Annotated in this window: 18 protein-coding genes; 9 read left to right on the forward strand and 9 right to left on the reverse strand. The window is 73.3% G+C overall.

The annotated features are described in order from the left end of the window. Positions 1-18: 18 nt before the first annotated feature. The 4 genes from ACR807_RS24995 to ACR807_RS25010 form a co-directional block, all read right to left on the reverse strand. A complete protein-coding gene (locus ACR807_RS24995) occupies positions 19-780 on the reverse strand; it encodes an HpcH/HpaI aldolase family protein (protein ID WP_438923837.1) in 762 nt (253 codons plus the stop codon). A 169-nt stretch (positions 781-949) separates the two neighbouring features. Next, positions 950-2,713, reverse strand: coding sequence for a tetratricopeptide repeat protein (locus ACR807_RS25000; RefSeq protein WP_438923838.1), 1,764 nt, complete (start codon positions 2,711-2,713; stop codon positions 950-952). Continuing rightward, positions 2,710-3,945 carry an ATP-binding protein gene (locus tag ACR807_RS25005; protein WP_438923839.1) on the reverse strand — a complete coding sequence of 412 codons (1,236 nt, stop codon included), beginning with the start codon at positions 3,943-3,945 and terminating at the stop codon, positions 2,710-2,712. Before ACR807_RS25005 ends, ACR807_RS25000 begins: the two co-directional genes overlap by 4 nt. Then, on the reverse strand, positions 3,942-4,385 hold the full coding sequence (locus tag ACR807_RS25010; protein WP_438923840.1) for a hypothetical protein: 444 nt from the start codon (positions 4,383-4,385) through the stop codon (positions 3,942-3,944). Before ACR807_RS25010 ends, ACR807_RS25005 begins: the two co-directional genes overlap by 4 nt. A 405-nt stretch (positions 4,386-4,790) precedes the next feature. On the opposite strand from ACR807_RS25010, the gene ACR807_RS25015 reads away from it, so the two are divergent. The 3 genes from ACR807_RS25015 (at position 4,791) to ACR807_RS25025 (ending at position 9,134) form a co-directional block, all read left to right on the forward strand. Then, on the forward strand, positions 4,791-6,683 hold the full coding sequence (locus tag ACR807_RS25015; RefSeq protein WP_438923841.1) for a hypothetical protein: 1,893 nt from the start codon (positions 4,791-4,793) through the stop codon (positions 6,681-6,683). Next, the gene (locus ACR807_RS25020; protein ID WP_438923842.1) at positions 6,680-8,278 is read left to right on the forward strand and encodes an ABC transporter substrate-binding protein; all 1,599 of its coding nucleotides are present in this window, start codon (positions 6,680-6,682) and stop codon (positions 8,276-8,278) included. Before ACR807_RS25015 ends, ACR807_RS25020 begins: the two co-directional genes overlap by 4 nt. An 82-nt stretch (positions 8,279-8,360) precedes the next feature. Next, positions 8,361-9,134 (forward strand): polysaccharide deacetylase family protein, encoded by a 774-nt coding sequence (locus ACR807_RS25025; protein ID WP_438923843.1) that lies wholly within the window; start codon positions 8,361-8,363, stop codon positions 9,132-9,134. A 27-nt stretch (positions 9,135-9,161) separates the two neighbouring features. On the opposite strand, the gene ACR807_RS25030 is transcribed toward ACR807_RS25025, so the two are convergent. The 3 genes from ACR807_RS25030 to ACR807_RS25040 form a co-directional block, all read right to left on the reverse strand. Continuing rightward, positions 9,162-10,706, reverse strand: coding sequence for an alpha/beta hydrolase (locus ACR807_RS25030; RefSeq protein WP_438923844.1), 1,545 nt, complete (start codon positions 10,704-10,706; stop codon positions 9,162-9,164). 211 nt (positions 10,707-10,917) lie between these two features. Next, positions 10,918-11,319 carry a tannase/feruloyl esterase family alpha/beta hydrolase gene (locus ACR807_RS25035; protein ID WP_438923845.1) on the reverse strand — a complete coding sequence of 134 codons (402 nt, stop codon included), beginning with the start codon at positions 11,317-11,319 and terminating at the stop codon, positions 10,918-10,920. Beyond that, a complete protein-coding gene (locus ACR807_RS25040; protein WP_438923846.1) occupies positions 11,310-11,561 on the reverse strand; it encodes a hypothetical protein in 252 nt (83 codons plus the stop codon). The genes ACR807_RS25035 and ACR807_RS25040 overlap by 10 nt, the downstream gene beginning before the upstream one ends. 347 nt (positions 11,562-11,908) lie before the next feature. Between ACR807_RS25040 and ACR807_RS25045 the strand changes: the two genes are divergently transcribed. Continuing rightward, positions 11,909-12,238 (forward strand): hypothetical protein, encoded by a 330-nt coding sequence (locus tag ACR807_RS25045; RefSeq protein WP_438923847.1) that lies wholly within the window; start codon positions 11,909-11,911, stop codon positions 12,236-12,238. Positions 12,239-12,308: 70 nt separating this feature from the next. Here the strand turns inward: ACR807_RS25045 and ACR807_RS25050 are convergent, their stop codons facing one another. After that, complete coding sequence (locus ACR807_RS25050) at positions 12,309-13,034, reverse strand: dienelactone hydrolase family protein (protein WP_438923848.1); 726 nt, start codon at positions 13,032-13,034, stop codon at positions 12,309-12,311. A 376-nt stretch (positions 13,035-13,410) separates the two neighbouring features. Between ACR807_RS25050 and ACR807_RS25055 the strand changes: the two genes are divergently transcribed. Together ACR807_RS25055 and ACR807_RS25060 are read left to right on the forward strand one after the other, a co-directional pair. Continuing rightward, a complete protein-coding gene (locus tag ACR807_RS25055; protein ID WP_438923849.1) occupies positions 13,411-14,808 on the forward strand; it encodes an aminotransferase-like domain-containing protein in 1,398 nt (465 codons plus the stop codon). A 251-nt stretch (positions 14,809-15,059) separates the two neighbouring features. Then, positions 15,060-17,009, forward strand: a complete 1,950-nt coding sequence (locus tag ACR807_RS25060) for a cytochrome b5 domain-containing protein (protein WP_438923850.1) — start codon at positions 15,060-15,062, stop codon at positions 17,007-17,009. 316 nt (positions 17,010-17,325) lie between these two features. On the opposite strand, the gene ACR807_RS25065 is transcribed toward ACR807_RS25060, so the two are convergent. Beyond that, positions 17,326-17,709 (reverse strand): glucuronyl esterase domain-containing protein, encoded by a 384-nt coding sequence (locus tag ACR807_RS25065; protein ID WP_438923851.1) that lies wholly within the window; start codon positions 17,707-17,709, stop codon positions 17,326-17,328. A gap of 615 nt (positions 17,710-18,324) precedes the next feature. Here ACR807_RS25065 and ACR807_RS25070 point away from each other — a divergent pair. The 3 genes from ACR807_RS25070 to ACR807_RS25080 all read left to right on the forward strand — a co-directional run. After that, positions 18,325-19,995 carry a pectate lyase family protein gene (locus tag ACR807_RS25070; protein WP_438923852.1) on the forward strand — a complete coding sequence of 557 codons (1,671 nt, stop codon included), beginning with the start codon at positions 18,325-18,327 and terminating at the stop codon, positions 19,993-19,995. Positions 19,996-20,440: 445 nt separating this feature from the next. Beyond that, a complete protein-coding gene (locus tag ACR807_RS25075; protein WP_438923853.1) occupies positions 20,441-21,637 on the forward strand; it encodes a GlnX family signal transduction membrane protein in 1,197 nt (398 codons plus the stop codon). Then, on the forward strand, positions 21,634-22,597 hold a 964-nt coding region (locus tag ACR807_RS25080; RefSeq protein ID WP_438923854.1), incomplete at its 3' end, for a glutamate ABC transporter substrate-binding protein. The genes ACR807_RS25075 and ACR807_RS25080, both read left to right, overlap by 4 nt.

Raw genomic sequence — 22,597 nt, forward strand, 5'->3', positions numbered from 1 at the left:
GCGGCCACGACGAGCAGCTCAGCGCACCTTCGCCGCAGCGGCGGCTTCGCCCGCGCTCCGCGCGATCATCGCCAGGTCGTCGACCGCGGCGATCATCGTGAAGCCCGCCCTCCGGAGCTGGACGACGCGGTCCACCGATCCCGCGTACGCGCCCGCCACGAGACCACGGGCCCGGCAGGCGCGGACCACCCGTCGGAGCGGGGCGTCCTCGCTGTCGTCGGCCAGCAGTCCGGCCACGTCCGAGCCGAGCGCCAACGACAGGTCGAACGGGCCGACGAAGATGCCGTCCACACCGTCCACCGCCGCGATGTCGGCCACCGCGTCGAGACCGCGCGCCGTTTCGACCATCACCAGGCACAGGACGTCCGCGTTCGCCTGTTCCGGTACCGCCGCCGTCACCGCGTCGGTGGAGCGGACCGGCCCGAAGCTGCGGGTGCCCCGCGGCGCGAACCGCGCCGCCGAGGCCGCTGCCCGTGCCTGCTCGACGCTGTCGACCATCGGGACGATGACCCCGTCGGCGCCGCTGTCGAGGGCCCTGCCGATGAGCTCGGGCCGGTTCCAGGCGACCCGGACGAAAGCGGGGACGCCCGCCGCGCGAACCGCCGCGATCAGGTCGGTGTTCTCCCTCCCGCCGGCCGCGCCCCCGTGCTGCTCGTCGACGCACGCCCAGTCGAACCCGCCTCCGGCAGCCGCCCGGACCACCCGCCGGTCGGTGCTCCCGACCCACAGCCCCGTGCCGAGGTCCCGCGGCGCGCCCGCGCCCTGGCCGGTACCGCTCATCGGTGTCCCCCCTGGTCGTCGTTCGAGCGCCGCGGCGCCGATCATGCTCGACCCGGCGACCGACGGCACCTCCGACCCGGTGGTGCGACCGGGCGGCCCCTCGGGGAGGCACCCCCGGGGAGGCGCCCCCACGACACCGGTGCGATCGCCCACCGGGCCGTGTCCTCGTTCAGCCGTCGGCCGGCCGATCGGTGGCGGCCACGAAGATGCGGGCGAGCCTCCCCTTCTCCCACTGCAGGCCGAGCCGGTGCTCGGCGAGGTCGTAGTTGACGGTGACCTCGCCGGTGGCGCGCTTCTCCCAGCTGTTGTGCGGGACGACGCCGTGCGCCCGCACGTGGGCGTCGGCCGAGCCGCGGTGCCCGTCGAGGTCGAGCCCGGAGATCACGCGGTCGGCGGCCGGGCAGCGCGCGACATCGACGGTGACCCTCTTCACCAGCCCGTCGAGCAACGCGATGTCGACGCCGTCGGCACTCGGCGGCACGGGGTCCAGCGCGCTCTGCCGGACGGTCGAGGCGGGGAAGAGCCGGCGCAGCTCCGCGTACGGCGCCGAGTCCTCGGACGCGCCCAGCGCGGCGCACATCGTCGCGACGACGCCGGTCAACGACGTCCCGGGGACAGCGGGGAAGTCGGTCGGCAGGGCCACGGCCTTCCGGCGTGCCGGTCGCGGGTCCCGACCGCCGAAGTCGGCCACCCGGTCCCAGACCCAGTCGGCCATCGACTCGGCGACCGGCTCGTCGGGGTGCCCGGGGCGGCGTTTGACCAGCGCCCCGAGCGCGACGACGACCAGGTGCGCCCCGGCGTCGTCGGTCATCACCTGTTCCCAGAGGTCGTTCTCGGGCCAGTCCGGGTGCGCCGCCGGGTCGGCCTCGATCGCGGTGCTCATGGCGATGACCTCGGCCGCCGACATCAGGCGGAACGGCTCGGCCGCCCCCCAGGCGGCACCGGAGCCGGGCCGCTGGCCGTCGTGCCAGGCCAGCAGGTCCTCCGCGACCAGGGAACCGAGCTTGTCGCCCCCGGGCACGTCGGGGACCGGGATCCCCGGTCGCAGGGTGGCGCGCAGGTCGGCGGGCATCACCTCGTCCAGCGCCGCCAGCGCGGAGGCCAGGTCGGTGCCGAGCACCTGGTCGCGGAGCTGCCGCCACCCCAGCTCGATCACCCCGCTGCGGCGGATGTCCTCCAGCGTGATGTCCTGGGCGTGGGCGTTCTCGACGATCCGCAGCATCGTCCGGGCCGTCTCCACCAGGCCCTGGAGCAGCTCCTCCGTCGGGTTCTCGCGCAGCAGCCGCAGGCCGAGCCGTTCGGCGTCGGCGAACCGGTACTGCACCAGGTAGGACCAGCCGAGCATCACGCCGACCCACGAGTTCGCCGCGTCGGCCCGGACGGCCTCCTCGGCCGCGGGGACGAACCGGTCGGGTGGCGCGAAGCTCGCCAGCAGGTACGCCGCGCGCTTCCCCAGCGCGGCGGGGAGGTCGTCCGGTGCCGTGCGGGAGCACAGCGCCACCGCCTCGTCGAGCCCGCGCCACCCGTCCTCGTGCTCCCCGCAGAGCGCCTGGGCGGAGCCCAGCTCCATCCAGTCGCCCCACTCCTCCTGCTCCTCGCGCAGCACCGCGCGCGCCCAGCGCAGCGCCTCGCGGTGGTCGTGCTCGGCCGACGCCAGGTGCCGGAGGGCACGGACCGCGTTGACGAACTGGTGGTCGCGGCGACCGGCCACCTGGAGGTACAGGCGCCGCGCCTCGTCGGCCTGGCCGCAGACCTCGCGGTGGTTGGCGAGCAGCAGCGACACGCTGCTCCGCTCCGGCTGGACCGCGAGCACCTGCGACGCCAGCTCGGCGACCCTGGGGTGCGTCGGCTGCGCCCCGAACAGCTCCCAGGCCAGGTCCAGGGTCCGCTCCACGGCGTCGTCGTCGGCGGCCACGCGGTCGAAGCCGCTCATCGCATGCCTCGCTTGACCCGGTACGCCCGGAGCTGGTCGAAGGTGCCGTCGTCGACGCCGTACTCCAGCACCGGCGCCACCTGGTCGAACCAGGACGTCGTGGACGGCGTGATGCCGCCGACCGCGGCCAGCACCGCGTCGGTGGTGACCGGCACCAGCTCACCGCTGCTCATCGACTCGACCATGGCCTGCTGCAGCACGGTGGTCGTCAGGTGGCTGAGGTCGGCACCGGAGAACCCCTCCGTGGCCGCCGCGACGGCGGCGACGTCCACACCACCGGCGGGCTTGTCCGCCAGCGCGTTCTGGACGATCACCGCCCTGGCGACCGCGTCCGGCGGCAGCACCAGCACCGTCCTGTCGATCCGGCCCGGTCGGCGCAGCGCGGGGTCGATGTCCCACGGCCGGTTCGTGGCGGCCAGGAAGTAGACCCCGTCGTTCACGCCGGCCACGCCGTCGAGCTCCTCCAGCAGCTGGGTGACGATCATCCGCATCGTCTGCGACCCGCCGCCGCCGGAGGTGCGCCGCCCGCCGAGCGCGTCGAACTCGTCGAAGAAGATCACGCACGGCGCGGCGGCCCGCGCGTCGCGGAACACGCTCTGGATCGCCTTCTCGCTCTCCCCGATCCAACTGCTGATCAGGTCCGCGAGCGTCACGTGGATGAAGGACGCCCCGAGGTCGCCGGCGATGGCCCTGGCGATGAACGTCTTGCCGCACCCGGGCGGGCCGTACATCAGCAGCGACCCGCCGGGCTTCTGCCCGAACGCCGCCGCCAGCTCGGGGTTGCGCAGCGGGGCCAGGAACGCGGTGTCCAGGTGCCGCTTGACCTCGGCGAGGCCCGCGACGTCGGCCAGCGTCACCGCCGGGCGTTCGGCGTCCCACAGCGACGGCGGGACGGCGGAGCCGCTGTCCCGGCGGTCCCCGTGGGCCGGGGCCGGAACCGACTCCCTCTTCCCGGGCCGTGCGGACGGCGCGGCCGGGGACGCGGTCCCGGCGGGCGGCGGCGGGTTCGAGGTCCGCAACCGCGCCGCCATCAGCCGGGCGCGCAGCAGGCGGACCCGTGCCGGGTCACCGCCGAACGCCTCGAACGCCATCAGCTCGGCCGCGGCGCGGTCCGGGTCCCGCTCCAGCAGCAGCGTGATGAAGTCCTCGCGCAACGCCAGGTTGCCGGGGTCGGCCGCCACCTCGCGCGCGATCACCTCGACGAACCCGTCGCCCGGGTCGGCGCCGTTCACCGCCCGGCCCCCTCGACCCAGCCCTTGAGCAGCCCCAGGTTCGCCAGCGGGACGTAGTGCCCGAGCCGCGGGTGGTCCAGCGTCACACCGAAGACGCCGGTCTGGCCGAACGAGGCGACGTAGTCGATCGCGGCCGGCGCCGGCACGCTGAACAACGGCGTCGTGCCGCTCCCCGGGTCGACCAACCCGAGGGCCCGTGCGGCTTCACCCGCCCGTGCGGCACTGCTGTAGAGGCAGATCATCGGCCCCTGCTCGGCGGCCACGCCGTAGGGACGGGGCCGGTCCGCCGACCCCCGCGCGATGAAGAACCAGTGCTCCAACGCCGCCACCCACCGCCACAACGCGATCTGCGCCGTCGTGTCCCCCGGGGGCGCCGCTCTGACCGCCGCGTCGAGGCGGTCCAGCTCGGCGGCCACGTCGGGGTCGTTGTCCCTGGTCATCCGGTTCTCTCTCGTCTGCTCGGCCGTCCGCGGTGGCGGTCACGGCCGTGGACGCGCGCCGACCCGGGTCTCGCGACCGACAAACTATTCCGATGACGAACGGACCACATCGGTCGTTCGCACCACCCCCGGTCCACACCCCGCCGGCCGGGCCACTGCGGATCACGACACCCCGCACGAGGTGGGAATCGCGGAATATTCCTTTCCACCACGCATTAATCACCACTCAGCGCAGAGCCGTTCATCGCATTCGGGTGATGCGCTCACCTGGTCGTCGGCAATCCCACCGGAACGCGTGATATCGGATCACCGTTATCGCCGCCGTTGATAGCGTTCCCGTCGTCACCGACAATTGTCGGACCGGACCTGTCGCGCAGTCCCGCGGGCGTCACCAAGGGGGAGCGAGTGTTCGTCGGGCGCACCGGTCTGCTCAGGCTCGTCGACCGGTTGACCGAGGTCCCGGCGCGCGGGGTCGGCAACCGGCCGGTGCTCGTGGTCGAGGGGTGCGGCGGCTCGGGGCGCACGGCGTTGCTGAACCGCGCGCTGGCGAACTGGCGCGACCGCACCGCCACCGTCCTGGTGAGCCCCAGCAAGCTGGAGAACGACGAGAACCGCGCCGTGCGCCCCGTCCTCGCCGCCGTCGTGCTCGGCCTGGGCGTCGGGGCACCCGGCTACCGCCTCACCTTCGAGCGCGTGCTGCTCGCCGAGCTGGCCATCGCCACCGACGTCGACGGGCTCACCCCCGAGGAAGCGCTCGACGAGCTGCGCGCGCGCACCAACAGCAGCAGGCGCGGGCTGGAGGACCTGATCCACTCCCTCGTGGGCGCGGCGGGCGAGCTCCTGGCGAACGTGGTGCCCGGCGGACCCGCCATCCCCCCGCTGCTCGACGGCCTGTGGAACTCGCTGCGCGAGTCCAAGCGCGGTGCCCGGCTCGCCTGGAGCCGCGAGGCGCTGGCGTGGTTCGGTCACCAGGACCAGGGTCTCGGGCTCGACGGCGAGCGCGTCCGCCTCCAGCTCAGCGTCCAGGCGCGCAACGACAACCCCGGCGTCCGGCGCGAGGTGGACGACCTGCTCGTCGCCGCCCTGCTGGCGGACCTGCGGCACAGCCTGGCCCGCGCGACCGGGCGACCGGCGAACGTGCTGGTGCTGCTCGACGACGGGGACACCTCCGCCGCGTCGTCGTTCACCGGCGCCCTGCTGCGGGTGCGCCGCGCCGTCGCCGACACCCACGGCAGCGCCGAAGCCGGCACGGCCGACCCGCTCACCCTCGTCACGACCAGCGGCGGCACCCTGGCGGGCGAGCTGGCGGGCGAGCTGCCGCCACCGGTCGTGGTGGAGGAGGAGAACGCGGCGACCGCGCCGCTGAGCGGCATGTGGCTGCGCGTGTCGTTCGGGGACCTGAGGCCGGACAACGTGGTGCAACTGGCCAAGAACCACCTGTGGCCCGACCACCTCGCCGCCCGGAGCGTCGCGGCGGTCGTCCACCGCCTGACCCGCGGCCACGCCGAGTCCACCGCGCACGTGCTGCGGCGCCTGCACGACGAACCGCAGTTGATCGGGGACCTGGACCGGCTGCTGCGCCGCGACGGGCCCACCGCCGGCGTGCCGATGCACCGGCACCTGCTGCGCCCCTTCGTGCGCGGCCACCGGGGTCGGCCGGGAGACTTGCTCGACGCCCTGGTCACCCTGTCCGCCGCGCACGACCGGCTGGAGGCCCAGGAACTGGCGGACCTGCTGCCCGAGCCGATCACGCTGGACTCGCCGCTGTTCACCCACCCGACGCTGTGGACCGGGCCCGCCCCGGAAGACCGGCTGCACCCGCTCGTCCGGTACCTGGGCCTGCGGGCGCTGGCCGACACCCCGGACCGGTGGGCCGAGCTGTTCGGGCGGCTGCGCGCGCGGGCGCGTGACGAGACCGCGGAGCTGAGGCACGCCCGGTTGCTCGGCGAGCGCGGCGCGGTGGCCGCGCGACTGGTCGAACTGCTGCCCGTGCTGCCCACCGACGAGTGGCTGGCGCGGTTCGACGTGATCACCGAGGAGCCGGACCCGCGCGAGCGCGACCTCGACGTCGTGCGGGGCGTGAACCTGCCCAAGACGCCCGAGGGGCACGCCTACCGGCTGCTCGGCGCCGTCCCCGCGGTCGACCACGACCCGTGCTGGACCGAGGAGGACGCGGTCAGCACGTTGTGCGTCACCGTCGCGCAGGCTTTCCGGCAGCTCTCGGAGCCGGCCCGCGACTCCGCGCCACTGCTGGAACGCGCGCGCGACTACGACCGTCGGAGGGGGATCACGTGGTGAGCGTGCCGCAGGAGAAGCGCTACCGCTGGGGTGTCGTGCCGAACCCCCGGCGCTTCCCGAGGCGCTGGACCGACTGGGTCAGGCTCGGCCTGGTCGTGGTCCTGGTCGCCGCCGCCGCGGTCGTGGTGCCGCGCCTGGGCGCCATCGTCGACGACGCCCGGTGCGGTGACGGCTTCTGGCCGGGCGACGACGTGTGGTGGTCCGACAACGAGTGCGTCGGCCTCACCCCGGGCCCGTACTCCTTCGGGCTGGGCGCCTTCGACCAGGTGATGCGGGTGATCGACGAGCAGAACCGGTCGGCGCCCGACCAGTGCGACCCCAAGGGCACGCCGGCGACCGTCGGCGTGCTGCTGACCATGACCGACCAGTACGCGGGCGCGCGGGCCGTGCACGAGCTGGAGGGGATGGCCGCCGCCCAGCGGCGCGCCAACGGCACCGGCTGCCTGCACCCGATGCGGCTGCTGATCGGCAACACCGGTGCCTACGGCACGTCCGACACACCCGTCCGGGTCGCCCGGCGGATGGCCGAGGTGGGCGAGGTGGCCGCCGTCGCCGGCATCGGGCTGAGCACCGAGCAGTCCGCCCGGATCGCCGACCTGCTCGCGGAGGCGCGGCTGCCCGTGGTGTCGGACCTCGTCACCGCGGAGGGGTTCGACCAGAGCGGGTCGCGGGACGACCGGCCCGACTTCACCTCGTGCGACAAGGACAACACCTACTCGGAGGGCATCGGCCAGGACTACTTCTACCGGGTGGCGTTCCGCAGCGCGGTGCAGGTCGCCCGGCTCAGGGAAGCGGTACCGGCGCGGCCCGAGTTCATCATGGTGCCGACCGGCGGCTCCGACCCGTACACGTGCACCACGCTGCCGCTGGTGCAACGTGAGTTCGGCGGGAACATCACCGAGGTGAAGTTCGACCCCGCCGAGTCCAGCACGGTGCTCCAGACCGCCCGGCGGGTGTGCGGGGTCGAGGGCGACATCACCGTGGCCTACATAGCGCGGGGCCGTGACCTGGCCCGGTTCCTGTTCAGCCTGGACGAGGCGTACGCCAACGGCCAGTGCGCCGCGGCGTCGGTCACGGTGCTCAGCACCTCCGACGGCCAGCGCCTGCGCGCGCCGGAACTGGACCCGGTGCAGGAGGACCTGCGGGTCAAGGCCCTCGGCTCCACCGGCTACCGCGCCGGCCGGGTCCGCCTGGTCTCGACGCTGGTCGGAGGTGCGGACAAGGCGGGGCCGGACAACCCCGGCTTCACCGAGTTCGAGCGGGCGTTCACCGAGGCCGGGTTCGACGTGGCGCACACCGACGCCGGCTGGGCGGTCAACGCCCACGACGCGCTGACGACGATCGCCGCGGCCCTGCGCACCCTCGCGGTCGACTCGGAGGTGCGGCGAAGCCAGGTGAACACCGCGATCAGCGGTTTCTCCTCACCGGACCAGGCGGTGCTCGGCGCGGGCGGGTCGATCACCTTCGACAACAGCGGCAACCGCATCGGCGCCGGCCCTCCCGTGGTCCGCGTGTGCCCCCTCCCCCAAGGCACCCAACCGGGACGCGTCCCCAGCATCGAAGTCCGCCCCGGCGAACCGCTACCGCAGTGCTGAGGCCGCCCGCGTCAGGGTTCCCACCAAGGCCGGGGCGGTTCGGTCGACCGCTACGGCCGTCGAACGCATGTACGTTCACCCGATGACCTCGGCGACAACGGGACGTGTGCGTTCGACCTCCACCACTCCCCGTGGTCGCAAGTGGGCCGCCGGCCTGCTCGCCGCGGTCGTCCTGCTGCCACTGGCGGCCTTCGGACTGCTGCGGCTGACGCAGTCCCGGACGTTCCAGTTCTACGGCGGGCTCGTCTCCGCCGTCGCCACCACCGAGAAGGTGGTCGCACTGACCTTCGACGACGGCCCGGACCCGGCCGGCACCCGCCCGCTGCTGGACGCGCTGGCCGACAAGGGCGTCCTGGCGACGTTCTACCTCACCGGGAAGGAGTTGGCCGCGCACCCCGACCTGGGCGAGGCGATCGTTGCGGCAGGCCACGAAGTGGGCAACCACTCCTACACGCACGAACGGATGTTGTTCCTGTCCTCGCAACGGGTGGCCGAGGAGGTGGAGACCACCGACGAACTGATCCGCGCCACCGGCTACCAAGGCCCGATCACGTTCCGCCCACCGTACGGCAAGAAGCTCGTCTCGCTGCCCCGCTACCTGAGCGAACACCACCGCACGACCGTCATGTGGGACGTGGAACCGAACACCCACCCGGAGGTCGACCGCAGCGCGGAGGCCACCACCCGGTACGTCCTGGACCACGTCACGCCCGGCTCGATCGTGCTGCTGCACGGCATGTACCACGACCGCGAGCAGAGCAGGCTCGCCGTCGGACCGGTGGTGGAGGGTCTGCGCGCCCGCGGCTACCGGCTGGTGACCGTGTCCGACCTGCTCACCACCGGCCCACCTCGTTGACCCGCCGCGTCGCGCCGGCGACCACGGTCACCGCGGGGCGACGTCGGTGCAGTAGACCTCCTCCTCCGGCAGCCGACCGGTGGTCAGGAACGTCACCGTCGCCTCGTCCACGCACGCGGAGCCCCGGTGGTAGGCGTAGTGCCCGCCGTTGTCCGCGCCGACGAAGGCCGCTCGCCCGCCGAGGACCTCGTACAGCCCGAGGCCGTCCTCCCACGGTGTGGCGTTGTCCCTGCGGTTCTGCAGGATCAGCGTGGTGCGCGGTCCCTCGCCCGTCACGCGGACGGGCTCCTCGACCGGCTTCGGCCAGAACGCGCACGGCCAGGTGTTGGCGGGCATCCCCGCGGTGAGCGGCCAGGCCGCGCGGTCCTCGGCGGTGCGGCGGGCGTACTCGTCGACGTCGTCGGACCACGGCGCGTCGCCACAGGTCAGCGCCAGGAACAGGGTGGCCTGGTTGTCGGCCGGCACGCCCGGGGTCGGCGGCGGCGCGGTGAACACCTGTCGCAGCACCCGGCCGTCCGCCTCGGTGAGCGTGCCGTCGGCCAACCCGACGGCGGCCTTCCAGAACTGCGCGAGCACCGGGAGGGTCCCGTTGTCCAGCAGGAGGCTGTAGGTGACGGTGCGCAGCACCGAACCCGACAGGGCCAGCGGCGTGCCGGGGACGGGCGCGGGGGTGCGGTCGAGGCGGTCGGCGAGGGCGAGGTACTTCCGGGTCACCTCGTCGACGGTGCCGCCCAGTCCGAGCGCGGCGTGCTGCGCCGCGGCGACTTCCGCCGCGTCGGGGAAGCGTTCCGCCATGGCCTTGCCCCAGTTGTCCGTCGCTTTGGCCCAGACCTTCGTGGGGTCGACGTTGCCCTCCAGCACCACCCGGTCGACGCGCTCCGGGAACAGCGACCCGTAGACGACGCCGAGGTACGTGCCGTAGGACTGGCCCCAGTAGGAGATCTTCTCCTCACCGAGCGCCGCGCGGATGCGGTCCAGGTCGCGGGCCGTGTTGGCGGTGGTGAAGTACCGGAGCTTCTCGCCGGCGTTCGTCGCGCACCGTTCGGCGGCGGTGCGGGCGCGGTCGACGTTCGCGGTGATCGAGCCGTCCGCGGCCGGGTAGGGGAAGAGGTCGGCGAGGGACGGGTCGTCGAGGCCGCAGCTCTGCGGGGTGCTGTGCCCGACCCCGCGCGGGTCGAAGCCGATCAGGTCGTAGGCCGCCAACACCGACGGCGGCAGGGTCGGTGCCACCACACCCGGGGTGTCCAGGCCGGACAACGCCGGGCCGCCCGGGTTCAGCAGCAGGACACCGCGGCGGTCGCGGGACTTCGCCGCCGGCAGCTTCGAGACGGCCACCTCGATCTTCTCGCCGCCGGGGTCCCGGTGGTCGAGCGGAACCTCCACCGTTCCGCAGGTGAGCCGCGGGTCGCGACCGGCGCCCTCGGCCAACGCCGGGCACGTGCCCCAGGTGATGCGCGGCGTGGCGGACGCCTCGGCGACCACCGGTGGTGCGTTCTCCCCCGTCGCGCTTTCTTCCGCTGCGACGTCACAGGCAGCCACCGCGGCGACGGTGAGCGCCACCGCCGTCACCACCCCGGTGAACCTCCGGGGGACACCGACTCCCGCTGACCGTTGCATTTCCTTCAACGCCCTCGCCCTCCGGTTCTCGGTGTGCCACGGCGCACTGACGCCGTCGCCGGTGAAACCTACGGAGGACCGAGGCGCCGCGAATCCCCTTGCTGCGGACACTTCTCCGTAGTCCTCACGGGGGACAGCGGCCGACCGGCCACCGGCCGGTCGGCCGTCACCGGGAAGCGCAGGTGAAGGACTCCGCGTCGTCGACGTCGTTCGCCGGATCGGTGCCCTTCTCCACCCAGTCCTCGATCGTCGCCGGCTGGTCCCGCTCCGGCTGGAACGTCGACGAGGGTCCGTGCTGGGCGCCGGGGACCTCGTAGTAGCGGACGAACGAGTCCACTCGCGCGGGCCCGCACGTCCTCATCACCGCGGCGTGGAGGGTGTGTCGCTCGGCCTCGTTCAGCCAGGCCCCCGGTACGGCCACCGCCTGGGTCACGTCGAACATGCCGAGCGCCACCGCCGTGACGTTCCAGCCCGGTGCGGCGGCCGGCGCCTCGCCGCCACCCTTCGAGTAGCCGAGGAAGCAGGACTTGGCGGGCGCGCGACCGTAGCGGGAGTGGATCAACGCCACCGCGACGTCGCGGGGTGTTGTCCGGTCTTGTTCTGGTGCCCGGAGTCGCTGGAGAACACCGCGTACCCCCGGCTGAGCGGAAGTGGCTTCTTCTGGGAGCCCCAGGGGCTCGACGCGTTCGTGAGCGGCGGGACGGACCCGTTCAGGCCGCACCGCCGAGCATGGTTCGCCGCCATCACCGACGACGCCCGCAGGCTGGAGCAGGGGTGCGCGGCGGCGGCGACCGCCAGGCGGGGGACCACGGTGGACCTCCTTGCCGGGACGCGTGGTGGAAGACGCCGTTCACGACGGCGGCGGAACCCGGACCCGCGGCACCGCCGAGAGGCGGAACGCTTCGGGTGACCGGAGCCGACGGTGTCCGCCCCGCCCGAAAAATCCGTTGACCGGTGGTCGGCGGGCTGAACATCATGGCCGACGTGCAGCAGTGACCAGTAGCGCTCGGAGAGACCGACGGCGGGTTGACCCACTCCCCCGCCGCGTCCCGGCGTGCCGCTCGAAGCCCGTACCGCGCAGTCGGTGCGGGCCGCACTGGTCCCCAGGCGGTGCACCGCACCCGCCTCCTGCACGAGCACCGGAGTCCACCGACACCATGAGCGACCCCCGCTGTACCGCCCTGCCCGCCGACGACGCCGAGTCCGGCATCGACCGCGAAGCGCTCTGGGTGGTCGACGACCTCGACCTGGCCGCCGTCTGCACGCCCCGGGTGCCCGTCCGCGAACGCATCCGCCTGCCACTGCTCGCACGCGACCGGCGGCGGGTGTTCGAAGGCGACGAACACGTCCACGGCCCGTTCGACCGAGGACGCCACACCTCCCGGAAAGGCCGGGTGACGGCCCGGCAGGAACGGCACCGGGGCACCGGGACCCGCTATGCCCTGCTCCGCGCTCGTCTACGGGGTCGGGGTCGCCGGCAGCTGTGAACGGCCGCCACCGGCGCGCCGCGACACGGGTACGGGCGCGTTCGACAGGCCCGTCATAGGGGCGTCCGGATCACCCCCTCACGGGCAGGCACTCGGCAAGCAGGTTAACGACGTCGTGCCAGGCTCGCCGCGCGTGCCGCGGGTGGTGCCCGACGCCGGGGAGCACGGTGTGCTCGACCGGCGGGTGGTGGAAGGCGTGCAGGGCGCCGCCGTAGACCACGAGGCGCCAGTCGACGCCCGCGGCCTGCATCTCGGCCGTGAACGCGTCCCGTTGCGCGGGCGGCATGATCGGGTCCTCCGACCCGACCCCGGCCCACACCGGGCAGCGGATGCGCGCCGCCTCGCCCGGTCGGCCGGTGGTCAGTCCGTTGACGGTCCCGATCGCGCGCAGGTCGACGCCGTCGCGCCCGAGTTCCAGCGCGATCGCGCCGCCGGTGCCGTAGCCGACGGCGGCGATCCGGTCGGGGTCGGTCCGCGGTTCGGCGCGCAGCACGTCGAGCGCCGCGTGGCCGATGCCCCGCATCCGGTCGGGGTCGGCGAGCAACGGCAGGCAACGGGCCAGCATCTCCTCGGGATCGCCCAGGTAGCGTCCGCCGTGGAGGTCGAAGGCCAGCGCCACGTACCCCAGTCCGGCGAGGGTGTCGGCCCGGCGGCGCTCGACGTCGCCGAGCCCCGTGCCCTCCGGTCCGAGCAGCACCGCGGGCCGGCGGTCGGTCCCGGCCGGGAGCGCGAGGTGCCCGCGCATCGTCAGGCCGTCGGCCGGGTACTCGACCGTGCGCGTGGTGATCGTCGCCATGAGGCCGGACAGTAGTGATCGACGGGCACGGTCGGGCCGGGGTTCACCGCCGGCGGAACGGCGCGGGTGTCCTCGGAGATCCGCGTGTCGCGTTCGGCGACCCGTTCCCCGCAACCGCGACAGCCGCGTCGTCGGCATCGTGGCGGGCCCGGTCACCGGCCACCCGACAAACCCCACGCCCCCCGTCGATCGATCTGGTAGGACTGGTCCCAGGGGGGTCGGATGCGAGTCGACTTCTGCATACCCGGAACCGGTTCCAGGTCAGGACCGGGGGGCGGTGCGGTCGCTCACCAGACCACTTCGATGTCGTCGGACCCGACCACTCGGCGGGTTCCCGCGTTCAAGGCGGCCTGCCGAACATCCGAAGGAGTTCCCGATGCTGCCGATGACAGTGGACCGGCACTCGCCCGTACCCATGACGGCGCAGATCCAGGACGCGCTCCGGGACCGCATCCTCGACGGCACGCTGCACGCGGGCACGCGCCTGCCGTCCAGTCGCCACCTGGCGACGGACGTGGGCGTGTCCCGCGGTGTCGTCGTGCAGGCGTACGGGCAGCTGATCACCGAGGGGTACCTGAGCGCGGAGCAGGGCTCCGGCACGCGGGTGGCGGCCCACCTGCCGCGGCGGCGGGCCGCGGTGCCGCCGGCGGACGAGGCGGTGCGCTTCGACCTGCGCGCGCACGCGACCAGCATGACCCTCTTCCCCGGCCGCGAGTGGTTGGCCTCCTACCAGCACGTGATCCGGTCGATGGACCGCGGCATCCGGCCGAGGCGCTACCCGCAGGGCGTGCCCGCGTTGCGCGCCGAGCTGGCGGGCTACCTCGGTCGCACGCGGGGGGTGATCGCCGAGGCCGGGGACCTGGTCATCACCTCCGGTTTCGCCCACACGCTCGACGCGGTGTGCGGCGCGCTGCGCATGCTCGGCGTGACCAGGCTCGCCGTCGAGGACCCCGGTGACCAGCGGCACGCCCAGGTCGCGAGCCGCGCGGGGCTGGAGGTGGTGCCGGTGCCCGTGGACCGCGGGAGCGGGCTGGACGTCGACGCGCTGGCGCGCAGCGGCGCCCGGGCGGTGCTGGTGAACCCGGTGGCCCAGGTGCCCACGGGCGCCGTGCTGTCGCCGTCGCGCGCCGAAGCCCTGCTGGGGTGGGCCTCGGCGGTGGACGGGTGGGTGATCGAGCACGACCTGTACGGCCACCTGTGGCTGGGGCACGGCGGCGAGCCGCTCGCGCTGCAGCGCCGCTCGCCCTCGCGGGTGGTCTACGCGGGGCAGACCCGGGAGCTGCTCGGCCCCTGCCTGCGCCTGGGGTGGCTCGCGGCGCCCGGACCGGTGCTCGACGCGCTGGACCGGACCCAGGCGGGCCGGGCCGTCGAGCCCGACGCGCTGACCCAGCTGGGGTTGGCCGACTTCCTGGCGCGCGGATCGCTCGACCAGCACGTCCGGCGGGTCCGCGGCACCTACCGCAGGCGGCGGGAGGCGGTGGTCCGGGCCGTGCGGCGCCACCTGCCGGGGCTCGGGGTGGTGGGCGGCCAGGCCGGTACGCACGCCTACGTGCCGCTGCCGCCGGGGGTCGACGCGCGCCGGCTCGTCTCGGTCGCCGGTGGCCGCGGGGTGCTGGCGGACCACGGCGCGCGGTTCCGCCTCGACCCGCGCCCCGTCGAGGCCGCCCTGGTGCTCGGCTACGCGGCGGTGGAGCGCGGGCGCGTCGACGAGGCGGTCGCGGTGCTGGGCCACGCCGTGGAGCGCTACCCCCACCTGCTCGCGCCTCCTGCCTGACGCGACGGCCCGCCCGGCGCGACGGCCCACCTGGCGCGACGGCCCACCTGACACGACGGCCACCCGACCCGGTCGGACCACTCGGGCGCTGTCCGACCGGACCACCGCCCCGGCTCGTTGCCGCTCCCGGAACCGCTGTGCTGAAAAGGGGGCATGAAGGTCTTCGATCAGGTTGGCACCCCGCACGCGACCCGTGGGCCGTTGGGCCGCGACCGGTCGCCGAACCCGGCCGCCCCGCACAGGAGGTCGTGGTGACCACGACGACCACCCCGGCGGACCTCATCCGGTCCGCCGACCGGGAGAACTCGCGGCTGGGCCACGAGAACCGGGGACCGCTGTCCGAGGAACGCGGGTTCGTCCCCGGACCGCCCGCCCTGCGGCTGCCCGACTCGCACCGCCTGTGGGACGAGGTCGCCGACGAGCTGCCCGAGCTGTACGCGCGGCTGGAGCTGCGGCGCGCGCTGGAGTCGTTGCCCCGGCTCGACGTCGACGCGCTGCCGGAGCACGCGCTGCAACGCGCGGCGACCGTGCTGGGCATCCTCGTGCACGCCTACCACCGGGTGGAGCCCCGGCACGGGACGCCCACCCCGGAGCCGGTCCTCGTGCCGTGGCAGCGGGTCTGCGCCCGACTGGGCCGCACGACGCCGTTCCTGTCCTACGTGGACCTGGTCGTGGCCAACTGGCGGCACCTCGACCCCCGGCGCCCCGGTCCGGTGCGGGTCGAGGACCTCCGGCTGCTGGTGCCGACCGTCGGCGTGGACGAGGAGCAGTTCTTCTACCTGACCCAGCTGGAGATGCTCGCCCGCGGCACACCGCTGGTCGGCGCGTCGGCGCGGGCGTGCACGGCCGTCGCCGCGGACGACGCGCCCGCGGTGGCGGCCGAGCTGGAGCTGATGGCGGACACCATCGGCGAGGTGACCCGGCGCGGCCTGCCCAAGATCGACCCGAGGCCGGGCAGCCGGTTCCACGTCGACCCGGTGGTGTGGGCCAAGACCGTGGCGCCCCTGGCGGTGCCGCTGGTCAAGGGCGGGCTCGGGCCGAGCGGCACCGCGTCGCCGATGTTCCACCTGACCGACGCGGTCATCGGCCGCACCGGCTACCGCTCCTTCATCGGCGAGGAGGCCGCCAAGCTGCGGCAGAACTACCCGCCCCACTGGCGGCGGCTGATCGAGGCGGTCGCCGCGGCCGGCATCAGCCGCTACGCCGACCAGGCCGGGCACCCGGCGCTCGACCGCGCGTTGACCGGCCTGCGCACCCGCTACAGCGGCCGCAACGGGCTGCTCGCCCGGCACCGCATGAAGGTGGCGGGCTACCTGGACACCTCGTTCCGGGTCGGCCGGGACGTCACCATCTCCGGTTTCCCCGCGGCGCGGCGGGTCGGCGAGGAGCTGGCCGCGTCCCGCGGCGAGCGGCCCGACGCGCCCACCACCGCGGCGGAGGCGGGCGGGACCGCGGCCCGGGACCGCGTGATAGCGCCGTCGGAGCTGCTGCGGCACCACCGCGGGGCCGAGCGGCAGTGGATCGCGCTGCACGGCGAGGTGCTGGACGTCACCGACTTCCTGCGCTCCCACCCCGGCGGCGTCGCCCCGCTGGCCACCTACCTCGGCACGGACTCCACCGCGGCGTACGAGCACGTCGGGCACCACGAGCGCAGGGGCATCCGCGCGCTGGCCTCCCGCATGGTGATCGGCGAGCTGGAAGCGGTCCCCGCAGACCCGCTGCACGAGGTGTGGCTCCGCTGGGCGACCGCGCTGACGCAGCAGGGCAACGTGCTGGTCACCGACCTCGGCATCCGCGACTCGCGGACCAGCCTGGCCTCCGCCCCCGGCGAGCTGACCCCGTACACGCTGCAGTTCGCCGTCGAGGCGCACGAGCGGTTCACCGAGCGCATCCTCCCCGCGCTCGCCGGCGAGACGCTCGCGGAGCTGGCGGCGAGCCTCGGGCTGCCCGCGCCGGACATCGCCCCGCCCGCCCCGAGCGGGCTGTACGAGCGGCTGGAACGAGCGGGCGACCCCGCCGCCCTGTCGGCGGCGGACGAGGAGTGGCGGCGGGCAGCGGCGCGCGACGCGGCGTTGCTGCACGGTGTGCGGGAGACCGTGCGGCTGGGTGTCGAAGCGGTCGAGGCGGGCGAACCCGAGCGCCTGGTGGAGCTGCACGACTCGCTGACCCGAGCCGTGCGGGACCACTCGCGGTCCGGCTGACACGTCCGTGAGCAGGGGCCGTCGCACGGGCGGGGTGGGGTTGTGCCCTCCCGTGCGACGGCGTGACCGGGACCGGCCGGCGGGGTTACCGGCTCGGAGGAGTGCGCCGACCTGGAAGGCCAGGCCCAGCCGACCGGCTGCGGTCGAGCCTGAGGTCGCGGCCGGTCCCGCAGCGGCTGCGCAGGTCGTCCAGCAGGATGCCCGCGCCACCGCCCACGCACCCGGTGACGTCCTCGCCGGTCGGTCGACGTGGACGCCGCCGGGGTGTGGGGTTCCACAACTCTGCACCTGAGCGCTGAGCTGCGGTGATCGCGCATCATGGGCCGTAGAGGCAGGATCGCGCGGTGCTCGCCGCGTTGGTGCGCCGACTCCCCCGGCTGCTGCACGAGCACCGTTTGGTGACACCGGGCACCGTCCCGCGATGGCACCGGCGCCTGGTCGCGAAGAAGTCGTCGAACGTGCGGTTGACCGGCAAGCCCTTGAGGCACTTGTCCGCGGAGTCGCTGCCGTTGTCGGTGAAGGAGTACCGGTAGTCGCCCATGCCGGCGGTCCCGGAGGAGCCGGGCACGGTCAGCGCGATGCGGTCGTCGAACGCCCCGGCGACCACCGCCGCCCTGCCGTACCGGCAGTGGCCCGACACGCCCACCTTCGTGGTGTCGACCTGCGGGACGGAGCGCAACGCGTCCAGCGCTCGGCGCACGCCGTCAGCACACCGGTGTCCGCGCCGGGGTAGAGGCTCCAGAACGCGCCGGTCTTCGACGTGCTGTCCGCGGCAATGCTGTTCGGGGTGATGCCCACCTCGGCGTACCCGCGGCCGGTCGCACCGGCCGCCGGCGGGTTGAGCGTGATGACGACCAGGAAGCGCGGCTGCTGCCGGATTGCGTGCCGACGCGCTGCGGGCGCACTTCCGGTTCCGCGGGCATGGTGCGGACTGGTTCTCGGCGGCCACTGCCGGGCTGAATGCGACCACCCGTGCCTCAATTGTTCACAAGTGTGATCGGAACCCGTCGGATCTGTTCACGAGTATGACTGCCCGCATTGACCTCCCAGCTGGTGGGTGATCGACTCGACCGCCTTTGAACTGGGCGTTCGATCGCATTCGACACTTACCCGACGCCAACCGCCGAAGCTGTTATTGACCGGCCACTTCCGGGCCATCTAGCATCCGACAGGAAATCGGTTTCCCACAACGACGTGAGGAAGTACCTAGGACGCGCGGCATTGGCCATCGCGTGCCGGTGAATTTTTCGCCAGCGGGCCGAATAGTCGCCACCGCCAGTTCCGGCGTCCGGGTAGGTCAGAAGCGGAGTAGTCGATGAATGTTCAACCTCCCGCCACGCGAGCCGCACGGCCGCGCGGCGCGCGATGGCGCGCGGGCCTGGCAGCAGCGGCGGGCGTCACGGCGTTGGCCGCCACGCTCGTCGCCTGGCCGATCACGACCGCTTCGGCGGCGATCGGCGCGGGCACGTACACGGTGAAGAACGTGGGCACCGGACACTGCCTCAACGTTCCCGACGGGACCACGGTCGCGGGGGTCCAGCTCCAGCAGGCGTCGTGCGGCAGCGACAGCAGCCAGCAGTGGAAGCTCACGGCGGTCAGCGGCGGGTACCGGATCAGCTCGGTCGCCACGGGTCTGTGCGTCGGCGTGCAGGACGCGTCCACGTCTGCGGGCAAGGCGGTCCAGCAGGTCGCGTGCACCGGCGGCCCCGGCCAGACCTGGACGGCGACCGCGAGCGGCAGCAACTACCGCCTGGTCGACACCAACAGCACCAAGTGCATGAACATCAAGGACAGCTCCACCGCCGTCGGCGCCGGGGTGCAGATCAACTCCTGCGACAGCGTGGCCACCAAGCAGTGGACGCTGACCCCGGCGAGCGGTGTGCCGACCTCGACGTCGACTTCCACTTCCACGTCCACCACGACGTCAACCAGCACGACGACGTCGACCACGACCTCGACCACCACGACGTCGAACCCGCCGGCCACGGGCACCGCGACCGGCTTCGCGTCCCAGAACGGCGGGACCACGGGCGGTCAGGGCGGGGCGAGGGTCCGGGCCACCACGGGAACGCAGATCCACGCGGCCCTGTGCGGCCGGGCGAGCAGCTCGACCCCGATCATCATCGAGGTCGAGGGGACGATCAACCACGGCAACACCACTCAGGTGTCGGGCGGCAGCTGCTCGACCGCCTCTGGCGTGATCGAGCTCAAGCAGATCAGCAACGTCACGATCATCGGCGTCGGCAGCGGAGCGGTCTTCGACCAGTTGGGCATCCACATCCGCGATTCGCGCAACATCATCATCCGGAACGTGACCATCCGCAACGTCAAGAAGTCCGGCTCCCCCACGTCCAACGGCGGCGACGCCATCGGCATGGAGAGCAACGTCCGCAACGTCTGGGTCGACCACACCACCCTGCTGGCGTCGGGCGGTGAGTCGGAGGGCTACGACGGTCTCTTCGACATGAAGGACAACACGCAGTACGTGACGCTGTCCTACAGCACCCTGCGCAACTCCGGGCGCGGCGGGCTGGTCGGGTCGAGCGAGAGCGACCGCTCGAACGGGTTCGTCACCTACCACCACAACCTCTACGAGAACATCGACTCCCGTGCGCCCTTGCTGCGCGGCGGCATTGGCCACATGTACAACAACTACTACGTGAGCCTCAACGAGTCCGGCATCAACTCCCGCGCCGGGGCGAAGGCCAGGGTGGACAACAACTACTTCAAGAACTCCAAGGACGTCCTCGGGACCTTCTACACCGCCGAGGCCGGCTACTGGCAGGTCAGCGGCAACATCTTCGACAACGTGACCTGGTCCACGCCCGACAGCGAGCACAAGCCCGCCGGGCCGGACGTCAAGTCCACCACCACGGTCGGCATCCCCTACAGCTTCACGCTCGACCAGGCCGCCTGCGTGCCGACCATCGTCGGACAGACGGCAGGCGCCAACACGGGCATGAAGGAGTCGAACGGCAGCTGCTAGTACCAGGGCTTCGCACGGCGGCTACCGAGCCACCCCGGCCCGGTAGCCGCCGTCTCGACGTGAAGGCCCGAGCGCAGCACCGGCGCCGACCGGCCGCACGCGGCGGGCCTGCGGAACGAGCGGTTCCGCAGCTGATCGCGTGATCAACGATTCGAGCTGAAGGACCGGTCGCGGCCTTGCCGCTGCTACTGGTTGAGCAGGTGTCGCTCGTGCGGCAGGGCGAAGCGGCACGTGGACTTCCCGGATCACCCCAGGCACACCATCAGAAGGGCGGTGGTGGTCGCCCTCGGCCGGTTAGGATCGGCAGCTTGCCGAGGGGGTACCCATGACGACGCAGATTCCGGCCGCCGCGCCGCCATCGGCCGGTCGTGCGACCGTGCGACAGCGGTCTCGCCTTTCACAGTGGACCGGGCCGCGCACACCCGCGCAGCTACGCCGCATCGGCGTGGTGTTGACGCTCGCCTGCCTGGTCACCGCCGTGATCAGCCTGGTCGGCGGCACCTCGCGGGTCGGCGCGATCGACGACGCGGGCAACCGCGACGCGTCGTTGGCACAAGCCGCGGGCGAGATCTACCAGGCGCTCGCGGACGCCGACGCGATGGCCACCAGCGGCTACGTCTCGTCCGGCCAGGAGCCTCCCACGATCCGCACTCGCTACGACGCCGACATCGCCCGCGCCGGCCGGCGACTCGCGGAGGCGTCCCGGCTGATCCCGCCGGACGACCCGGCGGCGAAGCCGCTGGACACCATGATCACCGGGCTGCCCACCTACACCGGGCTCATCGAGACGGCGCGCACGTACAACCGGCAGGGGCTGCCACTCGGCCAGTCCTACCTGGCGCAGGCGTCCTCGCAGATGCGCACCGAGCTGCTGCCCGCGGCCCAGTCCTTGCGCCACAGCGAGATGAGCGCGCTGAACGCCGACCACCAGCGAGCCAGTGCGCTGCCGATCGCGGTCGTGGTGTTCGGGCTGGCGCTGCTGTTCATCGCACTCGACTTCTCCCGCAAGGAGTTCCGGCGGACCCGCCGCAGGCTGAACCTCGGCGTCGCCGCCGCGATCCTCGCGGTCGTGGCCGGGCTGCTGTGGTGGGTGGCTGCCACGGTGTCCACCGACACCGCCCTGGCCGACGCCGGCGAGGCCGGCGAGGCGGCGACCGCGCTGGACGAGGCCGGCAAGCTCGTCCTCCAGGCCCGCAGCAACGAAAGTCTCGTGCTGGTCGCCCGCAGCGGCGGCAGCGCGTCCGACGACGGTTTCACCGACCAGGTCGACCGGTTGCTGGCCGATGGCGGACCGCTGGCCGTCGCCGAGGACAACGGGGTGGACGTCGCCGGCATCCGTACGGCGACCGACAACTGGGTCAAGGCGCACAAGGAGCTGCGGGCGGCCGACGACGAGGGCCGCTACGCCGACGCCGTCCGGTCCGCCGTCGGCACCGACCCGTCCGGCTCGGGTTCCGCTTTCACCGCGCTGGACAAGGCCGTCGGCGACGCGGGTGGCACCGCGCGGGCCCGGCTGTCCGCCGCGACCGGTGACGCGAGCGACGCGACGACATGGCTCGGGTTCGGCCCTGCGGTGTTGTTCGCGTTGGCGGCTGCCGGATTCGCGATCGGGATCGCACGCCGAGTGGAGGAGTACCGATGACCGGTCCGGCGAAAGTCAAGATCGACGTCCGGCGGCCGGTGGTCGTTCTCGCCGTCGCCGCGGTGTTGTCGATGGGCAGCATCGCCCTGCCTTCCCTGCACGGCAACGATTCCGTGGCCTTGACCACCGACGACGCAGGCACCAAGCCGCCGCCGGTGAAGCAAGGGGAGTGCGGCACCATCAAGGACAGCCTGCGCCCGTCGGACCCGTTGCCGCCGCCCGGCGCCATGCCCTCCGGCTCGACCATGGCGAAAATCCAGCAACGCGGCCGGCTGATCGCGGGCGTCGACCAGGGCAAGTACCTGCTCGGTTACCGCAACCCGCAGACCGGGCAGCTCGAAGGCGCCGACATCGACATCGTCCGCATGATCGCCGCGGCGATCCTCGGCGATCCGGACAAGGTCCAGTACGTCGTGCGCGACGTCGCCGACCGGGCGCTCCTGATCGAGCAGGGCCAGGTCGACGTCGTGGTCAACACGTTCAGCGCGACCTGCGACCGGCAACGCACGGTGGAGTTCTCCACCGGCTACTACGACGCGACGCAGCGACTGCTGGTCCCGGCGAAGTCCGGTGTGGACGGGATCGAGCAGCTGGCGGCCAAGAAGGTCTGCACGTCGATCGGCTCCACCACCGAGGTCGTGCTGCGCAAGCCCGAGTACGGACTGGACGTGGTGACGATGGCAGGCATCCCCCACTGCATGGTCGCGTTGCAGCAGGGCAGGGTCGACGCGGTGTCCAGCGACGACGGCATCCTCGCCGGGATGGCCGCGCAGGACCCGCAGACCGAGGTCGTCGGCCGGCCACTGGCCAACGCCTACTACGGCGTCGGGATGCAGCCTGGGCAGCCGGACCTGGTGCGCTTCGTCAACAAGCTGCTCGAACGCGGCCGCGTCGACGGCAGTCTCGCCGCGAGCGCCCAGAAGTGGCTGGGCGCCCAGCTGAACCCGGTGCCGCCGATCC

This window comes from Saccharothrix sabaoui (genome assembly GCF_051756985.1).
In the GTDB taxonomy this organism is placed as follows: domain Bacteria; phylum Actinomycetota; class Actinomycetes; order Mycobacteriales; family Pseudonocardiaceae; genus Actinosynnema.

Bases quoted from the DNA above. Each gene is read 5' to 3' on its own strand.
- ACR807_RS24995 (WP_438923837.1), bottom strand. From the start codon at position 780: ATGAGCGGTACCGGCCAGGGCGCGGGCGCGCCGCGGGACCTCGGCACG.
- ACR807_RS25070 (WP_438923852.1), top strand. From the start codon at position 18,325: ATGAATGTTCAACCTCCCGCCACGCGAGCCGCACGGCCGCGCGGCGCG.
- ACR807_RS25050 (WP_438923848.1), bottom strand. From the start codon at position 13,034: ATGGCGACGATCACCACGCGCACGGTCGAGTACCCGGCCGACGGCCTG.
- ACR807_RS25000 (WP_438923838.1), bottom strand. From the start codon at position 2,713: ATGAGCGGCTTCGACCGCGTGGCCGCCGACGACGACGCCGTGGAGCGG.
- ACR807_RS25010 (WP_438923840.1), bottom strand. From the start codon at position 4,385: ATGACCAGGGACAACGACCCCGACGTGGCCGCCGAGCTGGACCGCCTC.
- ACR807_RS25055 (WP_438923849.1), top strand. From the start codon at position 13,411: ATGCTGCCGATGACAGTGGACCGGCACTCGCCCGTACCCATGACGGCG.
- ACR807_RS25045 (WP_438923847.1), top strand. From the start codon at position 11,909: ATGAGCGACCCCCGCTGTACCGCCCTGCCCGCCGACGACGCCGAGTCC.
- ACR807_RS25025 (WP_438923843.1), top strand. From the start codon at position 8,361: ATGACCTCGGCGACAACGGGACGTGTGCGTTCGACCTCCACCACTCCC.